The sequence below is a fragment of the Geodermatophilus sabuli genome (genome assembly GCF_900215145.1).
In the GTDB taxonomy this organism is placed as follows: Bacteria; Actinomycetota; Actinomycetes; order Mycobacteriales; family Geodermatophilaceae; genus Geodermatophilus; species Geodermatophilus sabuli.
In genome coordinates this window covers 301,723-318,153 of sequence record NZ_OBDO01000007.1, presented here as the reverse complement: position 1 = coordinate 318,153, position 16,431 = coordinate 301,723, and the positions used below count along the sequence as shown (strand labels likewise).

Below are 16,431 nucleotides of genomic sequence, written 5' to 3'. Positions count from 1 at the left end.
AAGCGCCTCCTGCAGCAAGCCCACGACAACCTCCCGTCCACTGCGGAAACGTCGTCAGGACGTTCCCGCGGAAACGGGGTCAACGGCTATCAGCTGTACGTGCCGCGTACCTCGTCCGCCTCGATCGTGGCCGCGTGACGATCGGCGTCGTCCTTCCTGGCGGACGGCTTGCCGGGCACACCTGGGGCCATGTCCCAGACCCGTCCCCGTCACAGGGGCCGCGGCGCAGCCCTCCAGCGAGGGGTCATTCACAGCGCCCGGTGAACGTGCTGGAGAAGTTGGACAGGGCAGGGTTGGGGTCACTTCCCCGATCGATGTCGAAGTCGACTATCCGCGACGAGGAGTTGTTCGTGATCCGCAGTCCCCAGACGCCGGTCGACGTCGAGTCCTGGCTCGTCGACTGGTATGAGAAGTCCACCTTCTGCCCATTGGGCACATTGGCGTGACTGGAGAGCCCGGTCTCGCTGGCCGCGACCGTTCCATCAGGGCGTAGTAGTGCGACGGTGAGCGGTCGGAATGCCCCAAAATTGAGGATGTCGGCCGGATCGGTATGCCACTTCGCCTTGATCCGGAACGATCCGGTGCCGATGAATCCCGTTGCGTTCCCAGCCGCGTCCCTGCCCCTGAGTGTGCGGGCTGCAGTGACGTTCGTATCGAGGTTCTGAGTGTCGGAACCGGTCATCTCGAGTCTCACCGAGTCGGGCGGGTCGGCATCGAAGATGATGGTGCCGGAGACTCTGGCGGGCACGGCCTGTTGGGTGGAACGGACACGGACGCGCCAGCTGCTGGGGCATCCGAAGTCACTGGTGAAGCTCTGGTTCGCGAACGCGATGACCCCCGAGTTGTTGGCGTTCGCAAACCGCGTGGCGAGAAGTGGCCCGTCGGGCCCGCTCGAGCCGATGCTCGTGGCGGTTGCGGACCGCACCTCGATCACCACCGGTATCCCGCCCGGCGTCGGCGCGGAGATGGACATGTCGTCGACCGCGACGCTGACCCTGGACCTGGCCGGCACGCTGAACGTCCTGAAATGGCTACGCGCCTGCGGTGTTCCCGGTCCGAATTCGAAGGACTTCTTGATGAGCATTTCTGCCCCCTCGGGCTCGGTCTCAGCGCAGCAGCCCTGGGCGCCCGGATGGCGCGGCGCACCGCCAAGACCGTGTCAGTAGACACCTCCGACGGTCTCGGACGGGTGTCCGTCGCGATGGGGCCTCATCAGAGGCCGATATCGTGTTCACGAGCGCTCCACGGGCCGACAGCATGACCGCGATGGGCATCGAGCAGCACGCTGGGGCAACGCCGCCCGGACCGGCGATCGATGGTCGTCGGCCTGCACGAGTCCAGCCCGGGAGTGCGCTGCGCCACCTCCTGAGCGAGGTCCGAGCGCCTGGCGAGCAGGGCCATGGAGTTCTCGGAGGTAGCGGCGGTCGCAGACCCGCCATTCGTCGTGCAGTTCGACCCGGACCGCCCCGGCGAGGCGGAGCAGGGCTTCGGAGCGGCGGACGACGCCGACGACGCCGGTGCGGCGCTTGATCTCCTTTCCCAGCCGCTCCAGTGGGTTGGTCCGCCACGAGCCTGCGAGCGGTGGGGGCAGGGGGTCCTTAGGCTGGGTCCCCGTGCTCGTGCTGCTGCCGCCGTCGGAGACCAAGGCCCCCGGCGGGGACGGCGCCCCGCTGGACCTCGAGGCGCTCTCCTCCCCCGAGCTGACGCCGGTCCGCACCGAACTGACGAAGACGCTGGCCGACCTGGCCGCCGACGTTCCCGCCTCCCGCGCCGCGCTCGGCCTGTCCCGCAAGCAGGACGACGAGATCGGGCGCAACGCCGCGCTGTTCACCAGCCCGACGATGCCGGCGCTGGAGCGCTACACCGGTGTCCTCTACGACGCCCTCGACGTGCGCTCCCTGACCCGCGGACAGCGGGCCCGCGCCGACCGGCGGCTGGCGGTGGGCTCGGCGCTGTTCGGGCTGGTCCGCGGCACCGACGCGATCCCGGCCTACCGGCTCTCGGCCGGTTCGGCGCTGCCGGGACAGCCCACCCTGCGGGCGCTGTGGAAGCCGGTGCTGGGACCGGTGCTGGCCGCCGTCGACGAGCTCGTCGTCGACCTGCGCAGCGGCTCCTACGCCGCGCTGGCCCCGGTGCCGGGCGCGGTCACGGTCGACGTGCTCAGCGAGCGTCCCGACGGGAGCCGCTCTGTGGTCAGCCACTTCAACAAGGCGCACAAGGGCCGGATCGCCCGGTTGCTGGCCACCACCACGGCCGAGCCGGGGGACGTCGTCCGGCTCCGGGCACTGCTGCGGCGGGCGGGGTTGCACGTGGAACACGACGGCGGGACGGCGCTGACGCTGGTCGTCCCGGCCGAGCACGCCACGCGCTGAGCCGTCCCGAGGGCCGCGGGCGGTGATCTGGGTCCGGTTTCCTTGCCCGGAGCCGTTCCGGGTGGCATAACTGCGGAGACGCGTGGTGCTCCAACAGCCGGGCCAGCGTGCTGCACTGCCGGCTCGTGTGCCGGATGAGAAGGGTTGCGGTGGAGCAGATCCGGCGGCGCGACGGCGTCGTGCGCGCGTTCGACGCCACCCGGGCCGCGGGCGAGCTGCGCAGCGACCCCGCGCGCGTCCGCGCGGCGCGGCGGCTGCGCATCGCGGACGGCGGCACCGCTGCCCTCGACCGGATCGTCGAGCTGGCCACGCGGCTGCTCGGCGTCCGGTCCGCGCAGATCTCCATCCTCGACGACGCCCACACCATCGCCGGCATCGCCGGGGTCCCGCCGGGCGGTCGCGGACAGGTGTCACCGCTGGACCAGTCACCGTGCGCCCTCGCCGCGGCACTGGGCGCCCCCTTGGCCATCCCCGACGCGCACGCCGACTCCCGGGTCCGGGACCTGGACCCGGTCACCTCGCGGGTGGTGGGCTCCTACCTCGGCGTGCCGCTGACCGACGAGGCCGGCCTGGTGGTCGGCGTGCTGTGCGTCTTCGACGCGGAGCCGCACGCGTGGTCGGACGCCGACGTGGCCACCCTGTACCACCTCGCCGACCTCACGATGACCGAGCTGCAGTACGCGGCCCTGGTGGGCGAGCAGGAGCGCCAGCGGGCGCGCTGGTCCCTGGCCCTGGACGCCGGTCGGGTCGCCACCTTCGACTGGGACCTGCGCACCGGCGAGCTCCTCTGGGACGAGCCGCTGCTGGCCACCTTCGGCTACACCGCCGAGGAGTTCGACGGCACGATCCAGGCGTTCAACCGCCGCCTGCACCCCGACGACCTGCCGCGGGTCACCGAGGCGCTGCGCACGTCCATCGCGACCCTCGGGGAGTACGAGGCCGAGTACCGGGTGGTCCGCCCGGACGGCGAGACCCGCTGGGTCCAGGCACGCGGGCGGACGCTGGCGGGCCCGGACGGGCGCGCCGCCCGCTTGCTGGGGGCCGCCTACGACACGACCGGGGACCGCGGCGCCCAGGCCCGGCTGACCCGGCTGCTCGAGGCGATGCCGGCCGGCTTCTACTCCCTCGACCGCGAGTGGCGCTTCACGCACGTGAACGCCGAGGCCGAGCGGCTGCTGGGGCGCGGCCGCGAGGAGTTGCTCGGCGAGGTGCTGTGGGAGGCCTTCCCCGCGGCCCTGGGCAGCGTCTTCGAGGAGAGCTACCGCACCGCTGTCGACTCCGGGCAGCCGGTCACCTTCGACGCCCACTACCCCGCCCCGTTGGACGGCTGGTACGAGCTGCGCGTGTGGCCGAGCCCCGAGGGGCTGTCGGTGTACTTCACGGAGGTCACCGAGCGGCGGCAGGTGCGCGAGCGCGCCGAGCGGTCGGCCGAGCGGCTGGCCCTGCTCGCGCAGGTCAGCGCCGAGCTCGCCGGCACCCTGGACGTGACGGCGGCGACCACCCGCCTGCCCCGGCTCGTGGTCCCGGCGCTGAGCGACTTCTGCGTCCTCACCGTCATCGACGCCACCGGCCGGCCCCGGGACGTCGGGCACTGGCACGTCGACCCGGCCAGCCGGCCGGTCCTGGAGCGGTACGCGGCGGTCCGGCTCGACGTCATGCCGGTCACCGCGCCGGTCGCGCGGGCTCTGCACACCGGGGAGGCGGTCACCTTCGCCGGGGAGGACGTCCTCGACGTCCTGCCCCCCGGCGAGGCCAAGGACCTGCTGACCGTCCTCGCGCCGGCCACCGAGGTCGCGCTGCCGCTGCGCGCCCGCGGCCGGACCGTCGGGCTGCTCACCCTCTTCTACGCCGACGGGCACGCGCCGAGCCCGGACGACGTCGCCGTCGCCCAGGACGTCGCCGCCCGCGCCGGACTGGCCCTGGACAACGCCCGGCTCTACGCCCAGCAGGAACAGCTGGCGGAGGGGTTGCAGCGCAGCCTGCTCACCGATCCGCCGGCGTCCGACCACGCGGAGATCGCCGTCCGCTACCAGCCGGCCGTCCAGGCGGCACGGGTCGGCGGGGACTGGTACGACGCGTTCCTGCAGCCGGGCGGCGCGACGATGCTGGTCATCGGCGACGTCGTCGGCCACGACACCGAGGCCGCCGCGGCCATGGGACAGCTGCGCGGCCTCCTGCGGGGTATCGCCACCTACAGCGACGCCCCGCCGGCGGAGGTGCTGCGCGGCCTCGACGCCTCGATGGCGCTGCTGCAGACGCGGGTGCTGGCGACCGCCGCGGTGGCCCGGTTCGAGCAGACCCTGGACGAGACGGAGCGCGGCGTCACCCGGATGCGCTGGGCCAACGCCGGACACCTGCCGCCGCTGGTGATCAACCCCGACGGCAGCGTCGCGGAGCTGGCGTCCTGGCGCGGCGACCTGCTGCTCGGTGTCGACCCCGAGGCCCGGCGCCAGGAGTCCGTGGTCACCCTCGACCGCGGCGCGACCGTGCTCCTCTACACCGACGGCCTGGTCGAGCGCCGCGACGCCGACCTCGACGCCGGGATGGTCCGGCTGCGGGAGGCGCTCATCGAGCTGGCCGACCTGCCGTTGGAGCAACTGCTCGACCAGGTGGTCCAACGGCTGGTGGGCGGCCGCCCAGAGGACGACGTCGCGCTGGTCGCCGTCCGGCTGCAGCCGCAGGACCGACCGCGTCCGCCGGAGCCGGGCAGCGCCGTCGTGCCTGGCGTCGTGCCCGGCGTCGTCCCCGGCGACCCGGCGAGCTGACCGGGTCGGCACCTGGCCGCGGTGTCGGTCCCTGGGAGCGGGGGCCGGAGGCTCCCCGAGCAGGGACGGGTGTCCGGTGCTCCACGCCGGCCGGGACGGCACCTGGCCGCGGTGTCGGTCCCTGGGAGCGGGGGCCGGAGGCTCCCCGAGCAGGGACCGGTGTCCGGTGCTCCACGCCGGCCGGGACGGCACCGGGCCGCGGTGTCGGCCGGTAGGCCGACGATGGTCGTTGTGGCAACCTCGTCCGGTGACCGCCACCACTGACGAGCTGTGCCTGCGCCCCGCGACGGAACTGGCCGCACTGATCCGCTCCCGGCAGCTGTCGTCCCGGGAACTGACCGACGCCTGCCTGGACCGCATCGAGCGGCTCGACCCGCGGGTCAACGCGATCGTCACCCTCGACACCGAGGGTGCCCGCACCGCGGCCGACGCCGCCGACGCCGCCCTGGCCGCCGGGGCGGAGGTCGGTCCGCTGCACGGGCTGCCGGTCGCGCACAAGGACACCCACGCCACGGGCGGCATGCGCACCACGTGGGGGTCGCCGCTGCACGCCGACACCGTCCCGGCCGACGACGAGCTGGTTGTCGCCCGGCTGCGGGCGGCGGGCGCGATCCGCGTGGGCAAGACCAACACCCCGGAGTTCGCTGCCGGCTCGCACACGTTCAACACGCTCTTCGGCGTGACCCACAACCCGTACCGGCACGGCCTGTCGGCCGGGGGGTCCAGCGGCGGCGCGGCGGCAGCCCTGGCGGCGGGGTTCGTACCGCTGGCCGAGGGCAGCGACATGGGTGGCTCGCTGCGCAACCCGGCGGCGTTCTGCAACGTCGTGGGGCTGCGGCCCACGCCGGGCCGGGTGCCGACGTGGCCGGCGCCGATCGGCTGGTCGCAGATGTCGGTCCAGGGTCCGATGGGGCGCACGGTGGCCGACGTCGCGCTGGCGCTGTCCGCGGTGGCCGGGCCGGACCCGCGGGTGCCGATCGCGCTCGGCGACCCCGGTGCTCCCTTCGCCGCGCCGCTGCCCGAGCGGCTGGACGGCCTGCGGGTGGCCTGGGCGCCCGACCTCGGTGGCCGGATCACCGTCGACCCGGCGGTCACCGCGGTGCTGGCCGACTCCGTCCGGGTCTTCGAGGAGCTCGGCGCCACGGTGGAGGCGGACTGCCCCGACCTCTCCGGCGCCGACGACGTCTTCGGCACGCTGCGCGCCTGGCTGTTCGACGCCTCCTTCTCCGACCTGGCCCGGCAGCACCCGGACCAGGTGAAGGAGTCGATCCGCTGGAACGCGGAGAGGGGCGCGAAGCTGTCGGGCTCCGACGTCGCGCGGGCGGAGATGGTGCACACCGCCCTCTACGAGCGGGTGGTCGCCTTCTTCGACCGCTACGACGTCCTGCTCGCGCCGACGACGCAGGTGCTGCCCTTCCCGGTCGAGCAGGAGTACCCCACGGAGATAAACGGTGTGAAGCTGGACGACTACCTGGAGTGGATGCGCGCCTGCACGCTCATCACGCCCACCGGCTGCCCGGCGCTGTCGGTGCCGGGCGGTTTCACCCCGGACGGGCTGCCGATCGGTTTGCAGGTCATCGCCTCACCGCGGGCCGACCGCCGGGTGCTCGAAGTGGGTCACGCCTTCGAGCAGGCGACCCTCTTCGGCCGGCGGCACCCCGCCCTCTGACGTCGTCTACCGCTCTCTCGCGCACACGCTAGACGCGGGCAGACGCTCCTCGAGGCCGTCCTCACCGCGAGGCGGGACACGCGGGCACGGCGCGGCGGTCAACCGGGGACGGCCCCTCCGATCCGGCCGGGTACTCCAGCAACGGCACCTCGCCCGCGTCCCAGGCGGCGAGGATGGGCTCGACGATGCGCCACGACTGCTCGGCCTCCACGTCGCTGATGGACAACGCCGCGCTGCCGGAGAGCAGCTCCTCGAGCAGCAGCCCGTACGCCGACAGCCTCGGCGGGGGCAGCTCGATGTCCAGGGACCGGCGCTCCAGGTCGAAGGGGTCGCCGGCGCCGTTGAGGTTGAGCTCCAGGGAGATGCGGTCGGGGTCCAGGAGCAGCCGCAGCAGGTCCGGCTCCGGATCGGGCGACGCAGCGTCCGGACCACCGAAGGCGAGGTGCGGCACGGGCCGGAACCGCAGCACGATCTCGTGCCGGTCGTGCCCCAGCGCCTTGCCCGAGCGCAGCCGGAACGGCACGCCGGCCCACCGCCAGTTGTGCACGGTGACCGTGTACTCCGCGTAGGTCTCGGTGCCGCGGTCGGGCTCGACCCCCTCCTCGGCGACGTAGTCGGGCAGCTCCCGGCCCTCGACCGTCCCGGCGGTGTACCGGGCCCGCACCGTGTCGCGGGCCATGTCGGCCGGAGGCCGGACGGCGCGCAGGACGTCGGCCTTGCGGGCGGACAGGCCGGCCGCGTCGATCGCGGTCGGCGGCTCCATGGCCACGACGGCCAGCATCTGCAGCAGGTGGTTCTGCAGCATGTCGCGCAGCGCGCCCGCGGTGTCGTAGTAACCGGCCCGGCCCTCCAGCGCGAGGGTCTCGTCGAAGACGATGTCGACCCGCTCGACGTGCTGGCCGTTCCACACCGGCTCGAACACCCGGTTGGCGAAGCGCAGGCCGAGGATGTTGAGCACCGTCTGCATCGCCAGGAAGTGGTCCGTGCGGAACACCCGCTCCTCCGGCACCAGCCGGTGCAGGACGGCGTTGAGCTGCTCGGCGTCGGCGCGGTTGCGGCCGAACGGCTTCTCGACGGCGACCACCGCGCCGTCGGGCAGCCCCGCCTGCTCCATCGCCTCGAGCGTCGGCAGGAACACCGTGTTGGGCAACGCGAGGTAGACCACCGGCGCCTCCCCGGCCCGGTCGAGCGCGCGGCGCAGGTCGGCGGCGAGGGTCACGTCCCCACGCTCGTAGCCGAGCCGGGCGACCAGCCGGTCCCGCGCCGGTGCGGGCACGTGCGCGGCGTGCTCGGCCAGCCGGTCGCGGGCCCAGTCGCGGTACTCCTCGTCGGACCAGTCCAGCCGGCTGACGGCGACGACCATCTCGTCGCCGAGCACGCCGGTGTCCTCCAGCTCGGCGAGCCCGGGCAGCAGCAGCCGGCCGGTGAGGTCCCCCGACCCGCCGAGCACGACGAGGGTCCTGCTCATCCGTGGTCCTCGACGGGCCGGTGGCCGTCGGTGCCGATCGGCGGTCGTCGGGGCACGGTCGGGTCCTCCCGCTCGGGGCCGGGTCCTCGCCCCCTGCCCATGCGCCGTGCCCCCGAACCCTCTGCCGTCGTCTCTACCTCTCTAGCGCTGACCCTAGACGACCACAGACGGTGCCATGATCAGCCTGGCTCACCGTCGAGCGTCCTGGCTCGTCGTCGGCGGTGAGCCAGGACGCGGCACGATCAGCCAAGCTGATCGTGCCGCCACCACCGAGCGGGGGTCAGGTGCGGCGGCGGAGGCCGCGCAGGGTCCGGACGGCGACGAGCAGCTCGGCCAGCTCCTGCCGGTCCCCCGAGGCGATGTCGACCAGCTGGGCCGCGGCGCGCTGCTGGCTGCCGTCCCAGCCGCCCACCCAGCGGGACACCAGCTCGTCGGCGGACTCGGTGTCGCTGCGCCGCCCGGCCAGCACCTCGGCGGTGAGTGCGGCCTGCTCGCCGGTCAGGTCGTCCCGCAGCGAGGCGCGGGCCATCGAGGGCCAGCGCCGGTCGCGGGGCAGCGCGATGACCAGCTCGCGCAGGGGCACCAGGGCCAGCCGCTCGGCGAGGCACTGCTGCACCCGCCCGGCCAGGGCGATCGGCGCGCCGGTGCGCTCGGCCACGACGGCGAGGTCCAGCGCGGCCGGCAGCAGTGGCGCCGCCGCCACCTCGGCGGCCAGCCGCCCGGGCACCCCCGCCTCCTGCAGCCGCGCGGCGCGCTCGGCGTAGGCGGCGGCCTCGGCGCCCAGCAGCCAGGACGGGAGGCCGGCGCGCACGGCGGCCACGGGCGCGGCGAACCGCTCGGTGACCTCGCCGATCGGCGCGCCGTCCTCCGCGGCGAGCTCGCCGAGTCCGAGCAGCCAGCGGGTGGCCCGCTCGGCCAGCCGGGTCGCCTCGGTGCGCAGCTCGACCTGGGTGGTCGCCGACACCTGGTTGTCCAGCGGCCGGACGGCGTCCCACAGCCGGTCGACCTCGAAGACCGCGCGGGCCACGGCGTGCGCCCGCACGACGCCGGCCAGCGGCACCCCCGTCTCCTCGACCAGGCGGAACAGCCCGGTGACCCCGGCGACGTTGACCGCCCGGTTGGTGAGCGCGGTCGCCACGATCTCCCGGCGCAGCGGGTGCCGGGTGACCGCCTCGGGGAAGCGGCGGCGCAGCTCGGCCGGGAAGTACTCGACCAGCAGGTGCTCGAGCGCCGCGTCGTCGGGCAGGCCGGAGGCGAGGACGACGTCCCCGGCCTCGAGCTTGGCGTAGGCCAGCAGCACGGAGAGCTCGGGACCGGTCAGCGCGTGCCCGTCGCGGCGCCGCTCGGTGATGGCGCGGTCGTCGGGCAGCGCCTCCACGGTGCGCACCAGCCGACCGGACCGCTCCAGCGCCCGCAGGTAGCGCTGGTGGGCGTCGAGCAGACTGCGGGCGTTGGTGGTCTCGGTCGCCAGCGTCGCGTTCTGGGCGTGGTTGTCGGTGAGGACGTCGACGGCCACCTCGTCGGTCATCTCGCCGAGGAGCGCGGCCCGGCCGGGGGCGTCCAGCTCACCGGACTCCACCACCCGGTCCAGAGCGATCTTGATGTTGACCTCGTGGTCGGAGGTGTCCACGCCGGCGGAGTTGTCGATCGCGTCGGTGTTGATCCGGCCGCCGGTCAGGGCGTACTCGACCCGGCCACGCTGGGTGAGGCCGAGGTTGCCGCCCTCCCCCACCACCCGCACCCGCAGGTCCCGGCCGTCGACGCGGACGGCGTCGTTGGCCTTGTCGCCGGCGTCCAGGGCGCTCTCGGTGGAGGCCTTGACGTAGGTGCCGATGCCGCCGTTGAACAGCAGGTCCGCCGGCGCGAGCAGGACCGCGCGGATCAGCTCGACCGGCGACAACGACGTCACGTCCCCGGGCAGCCCGAGCGCGGTCCGCACCGGGTCGCTGACCGGGATCGACTTCGCCGTCCGCGGCCAGACCCCGCCCCCGGGGCTGATCAGCGACGGGTCGTAGTCGGCCCACGAGGAGCGCGGGAGCTCGAACAACCGGCGCCGCTCGGCGAACGACGTCGCGGCGTCGGGGGTGGGGTCGACGAAGACGTGCCGGTGGTCGAACGCGGCCACCAGGCGGATGTGCTCCGACAGCAGCATCCCGTTGCCGAACACGTCGCCGGACATGTCGCCGATGCCCACGACGGTGAAGTCCTGGCTCTGCACGTCCAGGTCGAGCTCGCGGAAGTGGCGGGTCACCGACTCCCAGGCGCCGCGGGCGGTGATGCCCATGGCCTTGTGGTCGTAGCCGACGGACCCGCCGGAGGCGAAGGCGTCACCCAGCCAGAAGCCGCGCTCGACCGCGACGGCGTTGGCCAGGTCGGAGAAGGTGGCGGTGCCCTTGTCGGCGGCGACCACCAGGTAGGTGTCGTCGCCGTCGTGGCGCACCACCCGCTCGGGCGGGACGACCCGGCCCTCCACCAGGTTGTCGGTCAGCGCCAGCAGCGCGCCGATGAACAGCCGGTAGCAGGCCTGCCCCTCGGCGAGCCAGGCGTCGCGGCCGGCACTGTCCGGCGGCGGCCGCCGGACGACGAACCCGCCCTTGGCGCCGGTGGGCACGATGACGGTGTTCTTCACCATCTGCGCCTTCACCAGGCCCAGCACCTCGGTGCGGAGGTCCTCGTGCCGGTCGGACCAGCGCAACCCGCCCCGCGCGACCGCGCCGAAGCGCAGGTGCACGCCCATCACCCGCGGCGAGCTCACCCACACCTCGCGGGCCGGCCGCGGCTCGGGCAGGTCCGGCACCGAGCCCGGGTGCAGCTTCAGCGCCAGGGGACCGAGGGCCGCTCCCCGGGAGACGTAGTAGGTGGTCCGCTGGGTGGCCGTGACGGCGGCCAGCAGCGAGCTGAGCACCCGGTCGGCGTCGAGGGACTCGACCTCGCCGATCGCCTCCCGCAGCGACCGGACCAGCTCGTCGGTCCGGTCGGCGCGACCGGCGTCGCGGCCGGGTGAGAAGCGGGTCTCGAACAGCGCGACCAGCCGGGCGACGACGTCGGGGTGGGCGGCCAGCGTCGTCTCCACGTACCGCTGGCCGAAGGGCAGGCCCGCCTGGCGCAGCCACTGCACGTAGGCACGGACGACGGACACCTGCCGCCAGTTCAGGCCGGCCAGCAGCACCAGCGCGCCCAGGCCGTCGTCCTCGGCGTCCCCCCGCCAGACGGCCGACAGCGCGTCGGTGAAGCGCTCCGGCAGCGAGCCGGGGAAGGGCAGCTCCGCGGCCGGGGCGGTGAGGCCGAACTCGTAGATCCAGGCCAGGGGTGCGCCGATGCGGTCGATCTCGTACGGCCGCTCGTCGACGACGTCCACGCCCATGTGCTGCAGCATCGGCAGCACGTCGGAGAGCAGCAGGCGCTCCCCCACCCGGTACACGGCCAGCCGCGGCTCGCCGGTCGTCCCCGCGGCGGGGCGGCGCAGCACCAGGCCGATCTCGCCCGCGGCCAGGGCGTCGAGCCGCTCGACGTCCTCGACCGCGACCGAGGCGGGGAAGTCCTCCTGGTAGGCGGCGGGGAAGGCGTCGGCGATCCGGGCCAGCCGCCGCTCCGCGTCCGCGCCGTAGCGGGCGGTGAGGGCGTCGGAGAGGTCGTCGGTCCAGCTGCGGGCCACCGCGGCGAGCGCGGACTGCAGCGACGCGACGTCGACGTCGGGCAGCGCCGTGCGGCCGTTGCGGGCGACCGGCGGGCGGACGACGAAGTGCAACCGCGCCAGGACCGACTCGGTGACCCACGCCGTGTACTCGATGCTGGTGCCGCCGAGCCGCTCGAGCAGCAGCTGCTGGACGGCCAGCCGCACCTCGGTCGTGTACCGGTCGCGCGGCAGGTAGACGATCGCCGACCAGAACCGGCCGGCCGGGTCGCGGCGCAGGAACAGCCGGGTCTGGCGGCGCTCCTGCAGCTGCAGCACGGCCAGCGCGGCGGGCAGCAGCTGGTCGGTGCCGACCTGGAACAGCTCGTCGCGGGGGTAGGTCTCGAGGACGTCGAGCAGCTGCTTGCCGGTGTGGCTGTCCGCCGGCACGCCGGAGCCCTCGATCACCCCGGCCACCCGGCGGCGGACCAGCGGCACGTCCCGGACGTCGTGGGCGGCCGCCGTGGTGGGGAACAGCCCCACGAGCCGGTGCTGGCGGGCGGGGCTGCCGTCCCCCGCGGGGAAGGTGACCGTGACGACGTCCAGCCACGCCCGGCGGTGCACCGTGGAGCGGGCGTCGGCCTTGGTGACCGCGAGCAGGGCGTCGCCGGGTGCGGTCTCGGGCGTCGCGGCCATGTCGGTGTCGCTGCGGAGCACGCCGAGCCCGCTGCCCGGGACCGCGCGCACCGACGTCCGCCCCTGGGTTCGGGTCAGCTCGACGTCCCGCGCCCCGAGGAGGACGAAGTTGTCGTCGGTCAGCCAGCGCAGCAGGGCCGCGGCCTCGGCGGGGTCGTCGGCCGGGTCGCCGTCGGGCGCCGGGGGCAGCTCGGCCAGCCGCCCGGCCAGCTCCAGCGCGCGGGCCCGCATGCGGCCGTCGTCCTCGTCGACGGCCCGGACGTCGGCGAGGACCGTGCGCAGCCCGGCGACGAGGTCACCGGCCGCCTCGTCGTCCAGGGGGCCGTCGAGCACCACGGCCATCCAGGACTCGGCGAGCGCGTCGGGGCCGCACTGCTCGGGGTCGGCGCTGTCGCAGAAGGCGAGAACCCGCCCGGTCACGTCCCGGCGGAGCACCAGCACCGGGTGGACGACGTGCTCGAGCCGGAACCCCTGCCGGACCACCTCGGCGGTGACCGAGTCGACGAGGAACGGCATGTCGTCGGTGACGACGAGGACGACGGAGCGCGCCGCCGGCCCCTCCCGGCCGGGCAGCCGCTGGACGGAGACGGTGGCCGAGCCCTGCGGCCGCACCTCGGCCAGCCCCAGGTGGCCCAGCGCCAGCGCGGCGAGGTCGGCCGGGTCCTGGTCGAGCACCTCGGCGGCGGGCTCGCTCCAGTAGTAGCGCTGCAGCAGCGCCGGGACGTCGGCGGCGGCACAGCCGGCCGGCAGCGCCGTCCCGGAGTCGACGGCGGCGCGCGCGGCCCGTTCCAGCAGCCGGCGCTTCTCGTCGCGCGCCGCCTCGAGGGCGGCCAGGTCTGTGGCGGCGGCCAGGGCTGGGGCGCCGTCGAGGGGGCCGGTTCCCGGGATCGCCGGGATGGTGCCGGTGGAGCTGGCCATGCCGACTGACGCTAGCCCCGGAAGTGCCCGCCGTCACAACGGGCGTGGACCAGTCGTCAGCGCTTCTCGGTCAGCTGGTCGACGATCCAGGCGCCGACCGCCAGCAGCAGCCCGCCGAGGATGGCCGTGCCGATGCCGTCGACCTGCAGCCGGTCGGTGAGCGCCGCGGTGATGCCCAGGAGCGCGGCGTTCACGACGAGCAGGAACAACCCCAGGGTGAGCAGCACGAACGGCAGCGAGAGCAGCCGCAGGACCGGCCCCACGACGGCGTTGACCAGCGCGAAGATCAGCGCGATCCAGAGCCACGTGCCGGGTTCGCCCAGCGGCCCGTCGGGGTTCGGCACCACCTGGACGCCGTCCAGGAGGTAGGCGACGCCGTAGAAGACGCCGGCCATCAGAACGACCTTGACCAGGAACCTCAGCACGCGGCCCACGCTAGCGGCCGGTGATCACGGACCGGACCGTGTCGGGGGTTCTACGCTCGTCTAGTCGTGGGGCTAGAGGGCGACAGAGGGCGGTCGACGCCCGCGCTCACGACGGCAGCGCACCCGCCTGCGCGCGCCCGGCAGGTGCTCGCCGCGCTGTGCGACACGCTCCACGTGCTTCTACCGATCTCTAGGTACGGGACTAGACGGCCCCATACGGTGGTCGACATGGACCCCGTGCGGAACCCGTACGCCCCCGGCGCCGGTCAGCGCCCGCCCGAGCTGGCCGGACGGGACGCCGAGCTGTCGGCCTTCGACGTCGTCCTCGAGCGGATCGCGCACGGCCGTCCCGAACGCTCGCTGGTCCTCACCGGGCTGCGCGGCGTCGGCAAGACGGTGCTGCTCAACCAGCTGCGCTCGGCGGCGATCAGCCGCGGGTGGGGCACCGGCAAGATCGAGGCCCGGCCGGACCAGTCGCTGCGCCGCCCCGTCTCCTCCGCGCTGCACATGGCGCTGCGGGAGCTGCGGCACCCTGACCAGGACTCGATGGACGCCGTCCTGGGCGTGCTCAAGGCGTTCGCGCTGCGACAGGTGCCGGACGCGAAGGTGCGCGACCGCTGGCAGCCGGGCATCGACGTGGTGGCCACCAGCGGGCGCGCCGACTCCGGCGACATGGAGATCGACCTCGTCGAGCTGCTCAGCGACGCCGCCGGGCTGGCCGCCGACGTCGGCCGGGGCATCGCGCTGTTCATCGACGAGATGCAGGACGTCCAGGCCGACGACGTCTCGGCGATCTGCGCCGCCTGTCACGAGCTGTCCCAGCAGGGCGCCCCGCTGATCGTCCTCGGCGCCGGGCTGCCGCACCTGCCGGCGGTGCTGTCGGCGTCCAAGAGCTACTCGGAGCGGCTGTTCCGCTACCTGCGCATCGACCGGCTGGACCGGCCCGCCGCCGACCGCGCGCTGCTCGCCCCGGCCGAGCGCGAGGACGTCACCTTCGAGTCCGGGGCCCTCGACGCCCTCTACGCCGCCGCCGACGGCTACCCGTACTTCGTGCAGGCCTACGGCAAGGTCACCTGGGACGTCGCCGCGGCCTCCCCCGTCACGGCCGCGGACGTCGCGATGGCCGCACCGGTCGCCGAGGCCGAGCTGGCGGTCGGGTTCTTCGGCTCCCGCTACGACCGGGCCACCCCGGCCGAGCGGGAGTACATGCACGCGATGGCCGAGCTCGGCGGGCCGGCCGGCACCGCCGTCGCGACGTCGGAGGTGGCGATGTCGCTGGGCCGCAAGCCGGCGTCCCTCTCCCCCGCTCGTGACTCGTTGATCAAGAAGGGCCTCGTCTACTCCGCCGAGCGCGGCCAGATCGCCTTCACCGTCCCGCACTTCGGCCGCTACCTGCTCAGCCACCCGGACTGAGTCGGGCCCCGGCCTGCCCTCACGCCACTCTCGCGACCGGTCCGGGCTGCGGCGCGCGGGCCGTCCCGGCAGGGTGGGAGCGTGACCCGAGCCACCCGCACGCCTCAGGAGATCAGCGTCCCGGTCGACGGCGGGGAGCTCGCCGCCCTGCGCTGGCCGGCCGACGCCCCCGGCGCGCCGATCGCCGTCCTCCTGCACGGAATCACCGCCAACGCGATGGCGTGGGCCGCCGTGGCACCCGCGCTGGCCGGGGAGTTCGAGGTGGTCGCCCCGGACCTGCGCGGCCGGGCGGGCTCCGCGGGCCTGCCCGGCCCGTACGGCATCGAGGCGCACGCCGCCGACGTCGCCACGCTGCTGGACCGCCTCGGGGGCGACGGCCGGGCCGGCGCGGACGCCGCCGTCCTGGTGGGCCACTCGATGGGGGCGTTCGTCGCCGTGATGGCCGCGGCGGGGACCGCTCGAGACCGGGTGCACGGGCTCGTCCTGGTCGACGGCGGCCTCGCCCTCCCGCAGCCGCCCGGGGCCGACGTGGACGCGATGCTGGCCGCCGTCCTCGGCCCGTCACTGGAGCGACTGTCGATGACGTTCCCCGACCAGGCCGCCGTGCGCGCCTTCTGGGCGCGGCACCCGGCGGTCGGCCCGTGGGTCGACGACCCGGCGGTGGCCGCCTACCTCGCGAGGGACATGGCGCACGGGCGCATGGCGCAGGACCCGGCGCACGGGCGCATGGCGCAGGACCCGGCGCACGGAGGCATGGCGCAGGACGGCACAGCCGGGCAGCCGCCGGCGCTGCGGAGCACCTGCGTGCCCGAGGCCGTGCGGGTGGACGGCGGCGACCTGCTGCTCAACGAGCGGGTGCTGGAGGCCACCACCGACCTGCCGGTGCCGGCCACCCTGCTGTGGGCGCCCCGCGGGCTGTTCGACCAGACCCCCGGCCTCTACGACGAGGTCCGGCTGGCCGGGCTGGGGCTGGAGCCGAGCGGGATCACCGCCCGCGAGGTGCCCGACACCAACCACTACTCGGTCCTGTGGGCGCCGCAGGGCGTGGCCGCCATCGCCGACGCCACCCGGGCGGCCGCCGCCCGGGGCTGA

9 protein-coding genes and 1 pseudogene are annotated in these 16,431 nt (G+C 74.6%); 5 read left to right on the top strand and 5 right to left on the bottom strand.

What is annotated here, in order from left to right; genetic code table 11:
• Positions 1-244: 244 nt before the first annotated feature.
• Together CRP39_RS17165 and CRP39_RS17160 are read right to left on the bottom strand one after the other, a co-directional pair.
• Complete coding sequence (locus tag CRP39_RS17165) at positions 245-1,084, bottom strand: hypothetical protein (protein WP_143426681.1); 840 nt, start codon at positions 1,082-1,084, stop codon at positions 245-247.
• 269 nt (positions 1,085-1,353) lie between these two features.
• A pseudogene (locus CRP39_RS17160) lies at positions 1,354-1,567 on the bottom strand (transposase); the annotation flags it as partial.
• A 46-nt stretch (positions 1,568-1,613) separates the two neighbouring features.
• Here CRP39_RS17160 and yaaA point away from each other — a divergent pair.
• From yaaA to CRP39_RS17145, 3 genes are all read left to right on the top strand, one after another.
• Positions 1,614-2,372, top strand: a complete 759-nt coding sequence (gene yaaA / locus CRP39_RS17155) for a peroxide stress protein YaaA (RefSeq protein WP_097207571.1) — start codon at positions 1,614-1,616, stop codon at positions 2,370-2,372.
• Between the two features lie 149 nt (positions 2,373-2,521).
• Positions 2,522-5,137: a SpoIIE family protein phosphatase gene (locus CRP39_RS17150; protein ID WP_245853932.1), complete on the top strand. Its 2,616-nt coding sequence runs from the start codon at positions 2,522-2,524 to the stop codon at positions 5,135-5,137.
• A 247-nt stretch (positions 5,138-5,384) separates the two neighbouring features.
• Positions 5,385-6,806: an amidase gene (locus CRP39_RS17145; protein ID WP_097207570.1), complete on the top strand. Its 1,422-nt coding sequence runs from the start codon at positions 5,385-5,387 to the stop codon at positions 6,804-6,806.
• A gap of 61 nt (positions 6,807-6,867) precedes the next feature.
• Here the strand turns inward: CRP39_RS17145 and CRP39_RS17140 are convergent, their stop codons facing one another.
• The 3 genes from CRP39_RS17140 to CRP39_RS17130 all read right to left on the bottom strand — a co-directional run bounded on the left by CRP39_RS17140 (position 6,868) and on the right by CRP39_RS17130 (position 13,926).
• Positions 6,868-8,274, bottom strand: a complete 1,407-nt coding sequence (locus CRP39_RS17140) for a glucose-6-phosphate dehydrogenase (RefSeq protein WP_097207569.1) — start codon at positions 8,272-8,274, stop codon at positions 6,868-6,870.
• A 280-nt stretch (positions 8,275-8,554) separates the two neighbouring features.
• Entirely contained in the window at positions 8,555-13,501 is a 4,947-nt protein-coding gene (locus CRP39_RS17135; protein ID WP_097207568.1) for an NAD-glutamate dehydrogenase, read from the bottom strand.
• 56 nt (positions 13,502-13,557) lie between these two features.
• On the bottom strand, positions 13,558-13,926 hold the full coding sequence (locus CRP39_RS17130; protein WP_245853931.1) for a phage holin family protein: 369 nt from the start codon (positions 13,924-13,926) through the stop codon (positions 13,558-13,560).
• 228 nt (positions 13,927-14,154) lie between these two features.
• On the opposite strand from CRP39_RS17130, the gene CRP39_RS17125 reads away from it, so the two are divergent.
• Together CRP39_RS17125 and CRP39_RS17120 are read left to right on the top strand one after the other, a co-directional pair.
• Complete coding sequence (locus tag CRP39_RS17125; protein ID WP_097207609.1) at positions 14,155-15,339, top strand: ATP-binding protein; 1,185 nt, start codon at positions 14,155-14,157, stop codon at positions 15,337-15,339.
• Positions 15,340-15,420: 81 nt separating this feature from the next.
• Entirely contained in the window at positions 15,421-16,431 is a 1,011-nt protein-coding gene (locus tag CRP39_RS17120) for an alpha/beta fold hydrolase (RefSeq protein ID WP_097207567.1), read from the top strand.

Bases quoted from the DNA above. Each gene is read 5' to 3' on its own strand.
- CRP39_RS17165 (WP_143426681.1), bottom strand. From the start codon at position 1,084: ATGCTCATCAAGAAGTCCTTCGAATTCGGACCGGGAACACCGCAGGCG.
- CRP39_RS17135 (WP_097207568.1), bottom strand. From the start codon at position 13,501: ATGGCCAGCTCCACCGGCACCATCCCGGCGATCCCGGGAACCGGCCCC.
- CRP39_RS17125 (WP_097207609.1), top strand. From the start codon at position 14,155: ATGGACCCCGTGCGGAACCCGTACGCCCCCGGCGCCGGTCAGCGCCCG.
- CRP39_RS17140 (WP_097207569.1), bottom strand. From the start codon at position 8,274: ATGAGCAGGACCCTCGTCGTGCTCGGCGGGTCGGGGGACCTCACCGGC.